This window comes from Vibrio sp. 03_296 (assembly GCF_002265885.1).
Window position 1 is genome coordinate 1 of the sequence record NZ_NPKW01000064.1, and the last position, 13,350, is coordinate 13,350.

General features: G+C 43.5%; 13 protein-coding genes. 2 read left to right on the forward strand and 11 right to left on the reverse strand.

Features of this window, described 5'->3' with window-relative positions:
* Positions 1-361: phage/plasmid replication protein, II/X family (locus CIK04_RS07635; protein WP_325205704.1), on the reverse strand; the 361-nt coding region annotated here is incomplete at its 3' end.
* A 112-nt stretch (positions 362-473) separates the two neighbouring features.
* On the opposite strand from CIK04_RS07635, the gene CIK04_RS07640 reads away from it, so the two are divergent.
* On the forward strand, positions 474-902 hold the full coding sequence (locus CIK04_RS07640) for a helix-turn-helix domain-containing protein (RefSeq protein ID WP_325205702.1): 429 nt from the start codon (positions 474-476) through the stop codon (positions 900-902).
* Between the two features lie 1,528 nt (positions 903-2,430).
* On the opposite strand, the gene CIK04_RS07645 is transcribed toward CIK04_RS07640, so the two are convergent.
* From CIK04_RS07645 to CIK04_RS07685, 9 genes are all read right to left on the reverse strand, one after another.
* On the reverse strand, positions 2,431-2,586 hold the full coding sequence (locus tag CIK04_RS07645) for a YoaH family protein (protein ID WP_011152125.1): 156 nt from the start codon (positions 2,584-2,586) through the stop codon (positions 2,431-2,433).
* Positions 2,587-2,630: 44 nt separating this feature from the next.
* On the reverse strand, positions 2,631-3,740 hold the full coding sequence (locus CIK04_RS07650; RefSeq protein WP_097352388.1) for a conjugal transfer protein TraF: 1,110 nt from the start codon (positions 3,738-3,740) through the stop codon (positions 2,631-2,633).
* A gap of 63 nt (positions 3,741-3,803) precedes the next feature.
* Complete coding sequence (locus CIK04_RS07655) at positions 3,804-4,685, reverse strand: DUF2861 family protein (RefSeq protein ID WP_045589191.1); 882 nt, start codon at positions 4,683-4,685, stop codon at positions 3,804-3,806.
* A complete protein-coding gene (gene vxrB, locus CIK04_RS07660; protein WP_017422829.1) occupies positions 4,685-5,347 on the reverse strand; it encodes a response regulator transcription factor VxrB in 663 nt (220 codons plus the stop codon). The genes CIK04_RS07655 and vxrB overlap by 1 nt, the downstream gene beginning before the upstream one ends.
* On the reverse strand, positions 5,322-6,794 hold the full coding sequence (gene vxrA / locus CIK04_RS07665; protein ID WP_301280454.1) for a sensor histidine kinase VxrA: 1,473 nt from the start codon (positions 6,792-6,794) through the stop codon (positions 5,322-5,324). Before vxrA ends, vxrB begins: the two co-directional genes overlap by 26 nt.
* A 125-nt stretch (positions 6,795-6,919) precedes the next feature.
* A complete protein-coding gene (pntB, locus tag CIK04_RS07670; RefSeq protein ID WP_017422827.1) occupies positions 6,920-8,314 on the reverse strand; it encodes a Re/Si-specific NAD(P)(+) transhydrogenase subunit beta in 1,395 nt (464 codons plus the stop codon).
* 13 nt (positions 8,315-8,327) lie between these two features.
* Positions 8,328-9,884, reverse strand: a complete 1,557-nt coding sequence (locus CIK04_RS07675) for a Re/Si-specific NAD(P)(+) transhydrogenase subunit alpha (protein ID WP_026050840.1) — start codon at positions 9,882-9,884, stop codon at positions 8,328-8,330.
* Between the two features lie 305 nt (positions 9,885-10,189).
* Complete coding sequence (locus CIK04_RS07680; protein WP_038963409.1) at positions 10,190-10,471, reverse strand: HlyU family transcriptional regulator; 282 nt, start codon at positions 10,469-10,471, stop codon at positions 10,190-10,192.
* 6 nt (positions 10,472-10,477) lie between these two features.
* The gene (locus tag CIK04_RS07685) at positions 10,478-10,852 is read right to left on the reverse strand and encodes a late competence development ComFB family protein (protein WP_017422824.1); all 375 of its coding nucleotides are present in this window, start codon (positions 10,850-10,852) and stop codon (positions 10,478-10,480) included.
* A gap of 206 nt (positions 10,853-11,058) precedes the next feature.
* On the opposite strand from CIK04_RS07685, the gene CIK04_RS07690 reads away from it, so the two are divergent.
* Entirely contained in the window at positions 11,059-12,303 is a 1,245-nt protein-coding gene (locus CIK04_RS07690) for a GGDEF domain-containing protein (RefSeq protein WP_097352387.1), read from the forward strand.
* A 50-nt stretch (positions 12,304-12,353) separates the two neighbouring features.
* On the opposite strand, the gene CIK04_RS07695 is transcribed toward CIK04_RS07690, so the two are convergent.
* Entirely contained in the window at positions 12,354-13,349 is a 996-nt protein-coding gene (locus CIK04_RS07695; protein WP_017422822.1) for a Solitary outer membrane autotransporter beta-barrel domain, read from the reverse strand.
* Position 13,350 lies beyond the last annotated feature (1 nt).

The following is a 13,350-nucleotide window of genomic DNA, read 5'->3' on the forward strand; positions in this document are numbered from 1 at the left end:
GTTCCAGCGCGGAACACATTTCAGCATACCCAAGCAGTATTGAGCATGGGCCGAAGATGTTGTGGCCTTGTAGGATTTTCGCTGGACTGGCTTTGATTTCGACAGATGGCGGTACGTTAGGAGAACCATTGTTGAACTTGATAGCGACACCAGTAAAGCTAGTTGGTATCGAGTCGTAAGGGATGTATTCACCACTCACTGATGAGATTGTCATATCAGCATTGCGCTGTAACGTCCTAACCCCTGTTGTTATACCCAGTTCAGAAGATACTTTTCTAACGTCTAGTTCAAAGTGATACGCTTGATTTGCAGACGAGCGATTCTCAAGCTGAAAGCAATATTCAGCCTTAAAAGGAATCATAACTCGTAATAAATCTAGCACTCTAAAAACCTGTCAAGAAGTATATTGGGACATTTTTATGTACCATACACAAAAGAAAAATTACTAGCAAGCAGATGTGGTAGAAAAGTGAGTGTATGATAAAACTAAAATGTACCAAGTGAGTAAAATTATGATTGGTGATGTACTAAAGGAAGCTAGAGCAAACACTAATCTGTCCCAATACGATATGGCAGATAAACTAGGTGTAACCAAGCAGACCTACATGAAGTGGGAGAACGGGATAACCGAACCTAAAGCAACGCAGGTCAGCCAACTAGCGAAGATATTGAAGATTACAGAAGCAGAGATTTGTCGAGGTAAGCTAAACACTCGCTATAGTCTGGAAGATTTCATTTACAGGCTTAACTCAGAGAGGCCATCACCTGAGATGCAGATTCTTAAATTATGGGAAACTGTTGAAGATCATGAAAAGTTCTTTAAGAGCCTAAAGCCAAAGACAGAACAACAGTACTACGAAATGCAAGCAGATGAAGAGTACGTGAATAAGATAAGAGTCTAAATATTGGACTAGAGTAGACTATTAAAGGGAGTCTACTCCCCGTTTTGGCGATAGACGTCACACGGACAATGAAACAGTTTCATATTAAAAATAATGTTCTTCATGCCTCGCCGCCCGCTGCTCCGGCGTCCTCGGGACGAGAACATCCGGATTCAGCACGCTGGCGAGCGCCTATCACCTTCCTCCTCCTCCTTCGCTCAGCCTCGCTTCGTCGTTCGTCGTTCGTCGTCGGCGATAGAAAGAAATGCTTAGCAGGGCGCGAAGTGAATTTCACGAGAGATATAAGGGCAAGGAACGCGGGAAAAGTTCTGGTGAAAGCTGGGAGACCGCAACGCTTTTGCATCGGCTTTGAGTTATGAGGATATGCAGTAGCATACGTCCAGTTGGTGTTGGGGCTAACGTTCGGCCTAGCCCCTTCGGGTCGGTTTCAGTGAGTATGTCATTTTTTGACATACCAACTCGATGCGGTATGTCATGTGCTCGTTAAGTTCGACATTATGCAAATTATGTTACGGGCTTCCACTTCAAAGCGATTCTCTCGCCTAGCATGTACGCAGCGAGCTGCGACAATGAGCAAGTTCTTCGCCCACCCTTTGCGCGCGTCAGGCCAAAGGCAAACCCTCAACATAATTCAGACCCATAATGCGCACTTAGATTGTAGGCGCAAAGTTGCAATGTCCGGTTTGAGCGATTTTAAAATGTCCTCCTAAAACTAACAACATTGTTTGCTTTCGAGGCTTGTCGGCCTTTGATTAGATGCTAACAATGAGAGAATATCTTAATGAGTACGGCAAGCCCGTCGCGTTCTACTGCGATAAGCATTCGATTTTTCGCGTGAATCAGGAAAAGCAAAAACAACTAGCCATGTTTTAAGAGATGTACTGCCGAGTAACTCAAAAGCCGAGCATCAGGTATGAAGCTCGGCTTTTTCGAGGAGCCAGGTTGGATATGCCCTGACACAAGAAATGTAACCAAATCACTTCGATGAGTAAAACGTTAATAATGAGCTTTAGACGTAACTCAAGATAATCTGCCAATTATTACCAAATCGATTCAATTCTTCACGACTCAACTCACACTAGCCCATTTGATCAACTTTGATCAATTCACTCCCGTTCTCAAAACAGCATTGTTTTATTAATCATTTCGGACACTCGTTAAATTTTCAATGTGTAGCAACTCGAATCTCTAATTATAAAGGGACTAATTAAGAGTAAGTACTTACAGTGTAACTAAGTTCATTCCTCAACATTTTATGCTACGCCAATTGCCTACTACAAATTTAACCTGAAATTAAATTACAAGCTAGAAGTTACGCCGTATGAATTCAGCAAGATAAACCAATGTAAGCAATTGATAAGAAGGGAAATATATAACTACAGACCTGATCAGTGGCCAACTAACCCCCTTTTGGAAGATTGAGGTAAACATAATTTGGTAAAAGTTTTACTTGTTTTTTAATGCCAAAAAAAAGCAGAACCTTTTGGTTCTGCTTTGATTCATTAGGTGCTGTCGAGAAAGTAGATACTTACTCTGCACTTTGAGCTTTGTGCTCTGCCCTTATCTTTTCTGCGATGATTTTTATCGCTTGAGCAGTACTCATCCCTTCAGCCATTAGCTTCTGGATTTCTTCTACTGCTCTTTGTTGTTCTTGATGAGATAGCGGTGGGAGATCGTCAAACATAAAAAATCGGCTCCTTTGTTTAGGAGCCGACTATAACGAGATGCTTAATAGGTGGCAAGAAAATTGATGGATGCCCCCATCGCGTTTTCATTTGTATATCTGGCGGAGATATCCACTTCAAATAAATTAAGGGGCGAAAGGCCAATACCGGCTGTAATTGTATCATCCACATCTCGTGCCATGTTTTTCATGTAACCACCACGAATCTGCAGTTGTCTTAAAACATCAATTTCAAAACCCGCTCTCAACATTTGGCTATTATCATCAAATGATGAAAACTTTTTCTCTTCATTAAGATCGTAGTCGACTGATAAGGTAAAGTAATCAGCAACGATCCCTGCCCCCACAGTATAAAGAGGTCTCATACTGTAGCCATAGGATTGAATGCTAGTACCATTAAAATCATAAGCTTTAGTTTGGATATCTCGTCCAATAAGATTCTTTGCAGCCATACCAATTCGAAATGGGCCATAAAACCACAAAGCACCAGCGTCTAAATTGAAAATTGTTTCGCCGGTTTCGTTTTCTCTCACATCTCCAAGATCAAAATTGGCAAATGTTGAAGCAAAAGAGTGGGTATAAACTCGTTGAAGTTTTGGTGTGACACCAAAAGCCATATGTTGGTAAAGAAAGGTTTGATATTTGGCCAGTGAAACCCCTACTTCAGTTACTGATACAGAAACTGCCTGTACATAACTTTTATTGGGATCCAGTCCAGCATCAACAGTCGGTGTTACAAATGATTCAGTGTACAACTTTCCATAAATACTCGCTGAAAGAAATCTATTTGGAATACCAAAGGCAACGGCACCACCTAGTTCGAAATCGAGCTGATCTCCGTCTATCGCAGTTAAAGCAGCGCCAATATCAGGACTACCAGCTGCAATTAGTTTTCCTAAATTGTCTACTTGATCCACAAGATCGTGCGGATCATTATAAGTGATACCAAAGCTAGGAATAAGCATGCCAGCATCATCATTACGTCGGTAGACAGCAGCAAGAGCTGGGTTAAAAAAGGGCGCTGTGAGATAAGTGGCGGAAACTGTACCTACTCCACCCATAGCGTCGCTTCGTGCTTCGATTGAATAATTAGCGGCATTTGCTGTGCCACAAAAAAGTATCGTTGCGTATAAATATCTATTGTTTAATTTCATCCGAAGACAACCCTTAGATTCCTTTTCTAGTAATATCGGCAGGATTAAAGATTTTTCAAGTTTTTATTCTTGTGTAATGTCATATGTACGACTGATGGTTTGTGATTGCTCTACCAGAATTTGTCCCTGCCAACGCTTGGTGTTCATACTTACAGCTAGAACGTAGCGTTCGTTGGGGATACCATCGAGCTCTAAACTGGTAGGATAATCAGATTCGTAGGTTTGGTTCCAAACTCGTTGGTACTGCCCATCAACAAAATCATAGAGACCAACATTCATCTCAGGAAGTGGACAATAAGGGTTGTTTAACGCCACCTTTTCCACCGTCCAATTTTCTTTTGAAGACCAACGTACGTATTGTGGCGCTATAGGTTCACCAAGTATGACCCAACCACTCCAAACATCTTGGTCTGACGGTTGTATAACAAGCTGATACAAACCCGCGTCGAGTTTACCACTGAGGTTATATCGTTTTTGATATTGTCTTTCATCAGCTTTTTTTGTGACAACGTCACCAGAAACTTGAGTGAAGACACTGTCAGAAGAAACACTTCGGTCGACCCATTTGCGCATCGCAAGGCTTTTAACCTCTGAAGTGGTTCTAATATCAATGACCAAACTATATATGTCTCTGCCTGGGCTTTGATTCGTGTGACGTATCACTTTTACGCCTGATAGCCAGTTTGGCAACGTATTTCTCGTCAATGATTTGCCACAATCCCGATTCAACGACTGCATTAAGAGACTGTTGAGATGATCTTTGATCCGTTCTTTAGGTTGCGATTGCCAAACCTCGACAAGAGAGTTGAACATTCTTGGAAGATCATCATCAAGAAGATGCTGGTGTGCTTGAGTTAGCGGGGTATTCGCTTCAAACCAGTCTATCGCATAGACTGGTTGAGTGATTGTTAATGTTAAGATTGGAACCAAAAGTGACTTACGCATTAACCTTTCATCTTATAGCCAACACCGCGAAGCGTTTCAATTTCGAGCCCTGCTAGTTTTTGTCTTAACTGCAATACATGCGTATCAACTGTTCGCGTAGTTGGAAAATGGTTATATCCCCACACATGATCAAGTAACTCGTCACGTGTAAACACACGACCTAAGTTACTTGCTAAGAACAGTAATAGGTCAAATTCTGTTCTTGTCAGCGTTATCTGCTCCCCTTTGAAAAATACTTCACGTGTAGACTTATCAATAATTAGATTTTCAGTTTCAACTTTGTCAGTATTCCCCTGCTCAGAAGATTCTGGAGAACGTAGCTGCGCGCGAATACGTGCAAAAAGCTCAGCTTCTGCAAAAGGTTTGGTTAGATAATCATTTGCTCCCGAATCTAGGCCAGCAACCTTGTCTTTGACCGTCACAAGCGCTGTTAATAGAATCACAGGGATATTCTTCAATTTTTTCCAACTAGGCAAATGTGTAACGGAATCGCCATCTGGTAGCTGGCGATCCAAAATAACCAAATCGGCTTGTTGCCATAGCGCTTCCACTTCAGAAATACGCTCAGCGTGCAAACACTCGTATCCTGCCTGTTCTAGGCTAACGAGAAGGCCATCTGCCAAGTTCTTATCATCTTCAACGAGAAGCAACGTCTGTTTCACAAGGTATCTCCAAAATAAACGTAGTCGGTGGCCCGATAAGCTTCATTTTTCCGCCCATTCGCCCCACCATAGATTCAACAATTGTTAAGCCAAGTCCCAAGCCACTTTTGCTTACAAATGGCTTTCGTAAATTTGACCAGTCTCGGCTGGTGAGTTTGCCATTATCGGTGACTCGGATTGTTAATTTACTGTCACCCGTTTGTACGTCCAATGTCACGGGGGCGACGCCGTATTTGACTGCGTTGCGGATCAAATTGTCGACACAAGTACCTAACCAATAAACGTTAATTTTTGCAGAAACATCTTGGTTGATCTTGAACGCCACGCCTTCAGGAAATTCATCTTCGATTTTAAACAGCAGCCACTCTTCAACTGATGGGATCCAATCGGTAGCAAGCTGTTGATTATCCGACTGTAAATAATCTTTGCTCGCTTCAGCTAACTGCCTAAGTCTTCTTGTATCTTCACATAATCGTCGAAACTCATCATAAACTGTTTCTGGTAAGTGCTCAAACTCTCTGCGAAAACCTTCAACCGTGAGTGATAGGCTCGCAATTGGTGTGCGCAATTCGTGCGTTAGTATTTGCAAAACAAGCATTCTGCTACGCATCTCTTGCCGTTTGCTGTTCCAGCGATAAACCGCCCAACCAGCAACGAGCATAATGTTGGCAATCACTAGGACGATCATGGAGAAGCGTAAGATTTGCGAATGATCTTCAACGTCCCAACATATATTGCCTCGCTGAACGAAACAGCTCGCGCTGTCTGAACGAATGCTTAATGACAGTCCAGCTTTTTCAACGTTGTTTGACCAAACGCTTTTATCAAACACATGATAGTAGTCGCCTCGTCTCAACCAAAGCTGTTCTCTATCCATGAACATTATTGAGCCAGCAATTAACGAGCTAATGGTTTCATCATCCATTTGTTGAAGCGTCGTTAACAACTCATCTCCCACTTCATCTGTTCGCTCTTTGATGTGCATGAATTTCTTTAATGTTTCATGTTCTTCTGGAAACTTTTGAATATAGCGAGCGGCGTAAGTCCCACCACCCGGGTGGATCAATGCTGAACGAGAAAACCAGCGAGTATTAAGCTTCACCCCTTTACAAACTGAACGAGTGAAAACTAACGGTTCCGTGATCAATGGGCTAAGTGGTAGCTTGCCATTACAGGTTTTGGACAGTTGATACAGTTGTTGTATGTCTTTCAGTGGGTAGTTTGCCGTTTGCGGCAGCATTGAGTCGGGCGAAAGAAGTTTGGTCGGGAATGACGACTGTAAATCGCGGATATCGTATGTTTTGCTTGCGGAAGCATAATCAAATAACTCCGTGAAAAAATCAATGCGCTCCGGCAAAGAGTCTGCCAGAGCACTAGGCACTAGGTTCACAGAAAGCAGCAATGATAAGCAGAGTTTTTTAATCAAAACATTGTACGACGTCGTTATTATTGGCCCCAATATACAACATATTCATGAAAGTTTACATTTGTGGGATTCGGTATTTGATTGGTTCGATTAGAAAAACAACAAAAAAGGCCAGCTTTTCAGCTGGCCTTCGTCTTTAACGTAAATTATAACGCTTTTGAAATCGCATCCACGCTATCTTTAGCATCGCCAAAGAGCATTGATGTGTTTTCTTTGAAGAACAATGGGTTCTGAACTCCAGCATAGCCAGTATTCATTGAACGTTTGAAAACAATGACGTTTTTCGCATGCCAAACTTCCAATACTGGCATGCCAGCGATTGGGCTGTTTGGATCTTCTAGCGCAGCTGGGTTAACGGTGTCATTCGCACCAATAACCAACACAGTATCCGTGTCTGAGAAGTCGTCGTTGATCTCATCCATTTCCAAAACGATGTCATAAGGCACTTTTGCTTCGGCGAGCAGCACGTTCATGTGACCCGGTAAACGACCCGCTACTGGGTGAATACCGAAACGAACATTCACACCTTGCGCACGCAGTTTTTCTGTGATCTCGTGAACTGGGTATTGAGCTTGTGCTACTGCCATGCCATATCCTGGAGTGATGATGACTGATTTGGAGTTTTTCAGCATATCCGCGACATCTTCTGCGTTGATTTCGCGATGCTCACCATACTCTTCATCACCAGAAATCACGACTTCCTGGCCAAAGCCACCGGCGATAACACTGATAAACGAGCGGTTCATCGCTTTACACATGATGTATGAAAGTATTGCACCTGAAGAACCAACGAGAGCACCTGTCACGATCAACAGATCGTTTGCTAGCATGAAACCTGCCGCGGCTGCTGCCCAACCTGAATAAGAGTTCAGCATAGAGACCACTACGGGCATGTCCGCACCGCCGATCGACGCCACCAAGTGATAACCAAATGCGAAAGCAATCAGTGTCATCACGATTAAGGCAAACATACTGCCGTCGGCGTTAACAAAGTGAATCATAAGCAGAGTTGAAATAACGATAGCTGCGAGATTCATCTTGTGTTTATGAGGCAAGTTAAGTGGCGATGAGGAAATGATACCGCGTAACTTTCCGAACGCGACAATCGATCCCGTAAAGGTTACCGCACCAATGAATACGCCCAAAAATACTTCAACTAAGTGAATGACGTGTTCTGCGTGCATTCCCGCTGGGTCAAGAGAGACTGGCGCCGGTGGTTCAAGATAGCTGTTGTAACCAACCAAAACAGCCGCCATACCCACAAAACTGTGTAGAATGGCCACTAACTCTGGCATTTCTGTCATTTCAACTTTCTTAGCGTAGTGGATACCAATACCACCACCAATTACCATGGCCACAATGACCCAAGCAAACCCTTCGGCAGTAGGACTGAAGATGGTTGCAAGTAGCGCAATTGCCATACCGGCAATGCCGTAGTAGTTCCCTGATCTTGCTGATTCTTGCTTAGATAGACCAGCAAGGCTCAGAATAAAAAATAGTGCAGCAACGATATAGGCCGCCTGTACTAATCCTGCAGACATTGGTTACTCCCTATTATTTATCTTTGCGGAACATTTCGAGCATGCGTTTGGTTACTGTAAAGCCACCAAAAATATTAATGCTCGCGATCAACACAGCAATGAACGCCAAAAACGTTACTGCCCCATTTCCTTGGCCAATCTGTAACAATGCACCGACAACGATGATTCCTGAAATTGCATTGGTTACCGACATGAGTGGAGTGTGAAGTGCGTGTGTGACATTCCATACCACGTAGTAGCCCACAACACATGCCAAAACGAACACCGTAAAATGTGCGAGGAACGCGGCTGGCGCAACGGATGCAATCCATGCAAATGCACCGACAGCCACTGCAAGTCCGGCCAGTTTTTTCACTGGAGAAACGGGTTCTTGTACTTTTGGTGCTGGCTTTTCAACCGCTTTTGGTTTGGCTTGAGGCTGTGCAGAAACTTGAATTGGTGGCGCAGGCCAGGTGATTTCACCATCTTTAACCACAGTGACACCACGTAGTACAACATCTTCGAAATCGATATTGATGTTGCCATCTTTTTCTTTACACAACAGTTTGAAAAGGTTGACTAAGTTTGTTGCATAAAGTTGTGAAGATTGAGTGGGCAAACGACCAACCATGTCGGTGTAACCGATCACTTTTACGCCGTTAGCTGTCGTGATAACTTGGTTTGCGACTGTGTATTCGCAGTTACCACCGTTAGCGGCAGCAAGGTCAACAATCACACTACCCGCTTTCATGCTATCGACCATTTCCTTGGTAATCAGCTTAGGCGCGGGCTTACCAGGAATCAGTGCGGTTGTGATAATGATGTCAACATCTTTCGCCTGTGCAGCATACAGCTCCGCAGCTTTTTTGTTGAAGTCATCAGACATCTCTTTCGCATAACCGTCACCAGAACCAGCAGCTTCCTGGTAATCAACAGAAAGGAACTCTGCCCCCATGGATTCCACTTGTTCTTTAACTTCTGGACGTACGTCAAAAGCACGAACAATCGCACCTAGGCTACCAGCAGCACCGATAGCAGCCAAACCAGCAACACCCGCACCGGCGACAAACACTTTCGCTGGTGGTACCTTACCAGCTGCAGTAATCTGCCCTGTAAAGAAACGCCCAAACTCATGCGCCGCTTCAACAACCGCTCGATAACCGGCGATGTTTGCCATAGAGGACAATGCATCCAGTGCCTGAGCACGTGAGATACGTGGCACGGCATCCATCGCAAGCACATTGATGTTCTTACTAGAGAGTTGTTCCATCAACTGAGGGTTTTGAGCTGGCCAAATAAAGCTAACCAAGGTCGCGCCTTCTTTGATCAACGCGATCTCGTCAATGCTTTTCTCTTCATCGATAATTGGCGCATTGACTTTAAGGATCAGCTCAGAATTCCAAGCTTCTTCTTTAGAAACCATTTTCGCACCAGCTGACTCATACGCTGAATCATCAAAGCTGGCTAACGCCCCCGCTTGGGTTTCGACAACAACATCAAACCCCAATTTAATTAGCTGCTCTACCGAACTTGGCGAAGCAGCGACTCGCGTTTCTCCCGCGAGTAGTTCTCTTGGTACACCAATTTGCATAGCTATTCCTTGACTATTGGCCTTGTTAATCATCTTTTTGTATCTAACGCAGGATGCGACTTCAAGTGTTTTGTAGTTAAAATACAAATTTTCATTACATATAACCCTATGTAATGAAGGAACTCTACGCACCCCACGAAATAAAACAACGACATATCAACAAGACAGAGGTCCAACCAGACCTATAATTATTGGTTATTTTACAACCACATAGATTAAATTTTTGCGTAACAAACAAAAAGAGCCACCAGCATAAACACTAATGGCTCTTGTGATGATGACAGGAATCAAAACCCGAGAAACTTTTAGCTAAATATCTCGCCTCTCATCTGGTCAATGAACATTTGCGCCTTTTTGACCATCAACTCGTTTGCATCTGCTTCAGAGGCCAGAACATCCGATCGGATGAATCGATGACTTTTTAGTTCGCCCTTTACCTCTTTTGTAATTCTACCAGCGACGCGGTATTGACCGCCTTCTTGTAAGCTCTCGGCATAGATAAGAAAGCCTTTATGCTCAATTGGCTCAACTTCTTTCTTTGCTTCACTGTGTTTTGAAGACCCAAACAGGCGTGAAAATAACCCCATTATTCCTCACTCGTGTGGTTTGTTGAATTTCAATATCGGTTTTTCAAACCATTCAAGCGGCGCATTGTCATCGTAATTCACATGAGAGAAAACCACAGGAACATCGTCTGAACGATGTTGCCTTCTATCTTCTACGATCATGCTTTCGGCATTTTTAACGGCAACTTCACTGTTGTGTTTGAACTGAACCAACCTCTCTTCAGGCAGTGCAGATAAAAAATCGATATCAAAGCGGATATAAACAGGTTTGAGTTGCACAAGCGCTAAACACGCTAAATCGGCCAATTGTTCCGACGTGTACTGACTCACATACTCATCCTGAGCGAGAACCTGACCAACCAGAGTTTCCATGTAATTATGAACATCGACACTGATTTGCATTAAAGCATCTCCTTGTTTTTATTATGCTCGGTACATCAACAGTATACGCAGCGACTTTTCGAAACCAAGCTTTGTCATTCACTTTTACTGTCATTATCAATAAATCACTACTTAAGTTTAGCAAAAGGCTTGGAAAATCCAGAAATAATCGTATTCTACTAGGTTCTTCATACCCATTCGTTAGTGTTATAGGAAGTCAGCGGTTAATGACGTCTCCGGTAGTTAGTAGTGCTCAGTTTAAAATCTTCTTTCCCGTTGGTTTACTCGGGATTGTGGCAATGGGGATGGATAACATCATCGTCATGACACAGGCAAACTGGGGGTTAGCTGCAAACTTGCCTTATATCCTGCTTGGGACCGTTTTTTTACTCTGTAGTGTATTCAAACAAGGCCGTATTGCGATGATCGCAATGGCAATGATCATTACCTATTTTGTTATTCAAAACCGCCTGCAAATTCCGTTAAGCAGTGGGAGTGTGTTGCTCGAGCTCTCTTTACTTGCCTTCCTATTACCCGTGGCTTGTTTTGTCGTCTATCTGTTTAACGCCTCAGGCATGCACAGCAAATCAATTGCCACTTACGGATTGGTCCTTGGCGTGTTGACAGTTTGGTCTTTCATCTTCCTTAGCTACTTTCAAGAAGCCGGTTTTGAGCATTGGAATAATGGATTGCTCTTCTCTGTCGCTGCAATTTCAAAATTGCCTCTTTTGCTGGTGGCCTATTGCACTGCCATCGTTTTGGCTACAGCGATTTTGGTGCTGAAGCACAATCGCCCTATCGAAGTGTCGATTTATACGTGTTTACTCTTAGCTTCTACCACCTTTACGTTTTTTGATGTGAAGTTCATCTCCAGTACCATGTTCACCTTGGCTGGAATTTTGCTGATTATGCATGTGGTCCAGGCCAGTCATGAGCTGGCATTTATTGATGTGCTGACACAGTTACCAAGCCGCCGCGCGTTAGAAATGGACGTTAAACACTTAGGTCGACGTTTTTCTATCGCCATGATCGATGTGGATCATTTTAAGAAATTTAACGACACCTATGGACATGACACTGGCGATGACGTTTTGAAACTCGTTGGCTCTCGCTTGCTCTTAATTAAGGGTGGAGCAAAGGTTTATCGTTATGGCGGAGAAGAATTTACCGTGGTGTTTAAAGGGAAAACCTCGAAAGAAGTACAAGGTTACCTAGACGACATTCGAGAAGATATTGCGTACTACGATCTCGTTTTGAGGAATGACACAACACGCCCAAATAAAGCGAGTGAAGGAAAAAAACGTCGTGGCACTCAAGAGAATAAAATGAACACGGTCAATGTAACGGTCAGTATTGGTGTATCAGACAGCCGCTCTTCGAAAGATCCAGATATCATTCGTAGCTTAGCAGACGAAGCCTTATATAAAGCGAAGAAAGCAGGTAGAAACCAAGTCATGACGAAGGTTGAGTAAAAACCGATTGTCTGGCTATTTCCCTTGCCAAATAGTTGGGCTTGATGGCGTCAATCTTGGTTAAAGAAAAGCACTAAACTCCCGCCTTTCAGGGCACTGCCATAATTGAGGCTTAAGCCGATACCAACATTGTCTACCCACTGCGTTTTGAAAGGCGGTGTCATTAACCATCCGACACTCGCTTCATAATAGTGACGCGTACCCAACGACTCGGAAGTATCGCCTCCAACATCAACCCGATTAAAACTCGTGTAAACAGATTGAACTGCACGTCCCCACTTTTCGAAGTCATAAAACATTTTGACACCGTTAACCCAATACCAACCTTCTGGGTTACCAACCTGCCCTCTGTTTGCTTCGCCCCAACCTTGGCCATAAAAATAATGCGCCGAGCTCCAGTAATACCACTTTCCCCAAGGCTTCATTTGTAAATATTTGGCTTGAACATTAGGCTCAGCGACCAAAGCCCAAGCATCGGTATTAACCAAATAACCATCGATGACACTTTTATAATCCGCCAATGCATCGCTGCGATAGGTATAGTCACTACGGTAATACATTAAATGCGCCCCAATGGAGGCATCAAAAGTCCAGTTTTCGCTCAGTTGTCGTGAGTTTGTGTACTCAAGAAACGCGCCAAGCACATACTCGCGATGGCTATCGGACACCCCAGCATCTGCGATGGAAACGTCTTGTTCAATACCTAGAGCAGATAAACGACCTTGCAGACTGTGTTTTACTTGGCTGTCGGGATCCTCATACAAGGCAAACTCAAAGGGGAGCGTTGATACACCAATTTTTTTGCGCAAATTGACAGAATCGGCACTTCCCAGCTCTTCATTATCGAGATTTAGCCATTCATTCGGGTCAAAGTCGTGAAAGCCAACAGTAAAAACATCACTGTCAGTGAGAACAATGGCCGTTGCAAAGTTTCGTTCCAGCTCTTTTTGGATTAGGTCGTTGAGCTCTTGGGCAGACAATGCAAAAGAAGGTGCCAAGATTATGGCAAACACTGAGGTACTAAAGGCAGAAGGAAAACGTAGCATA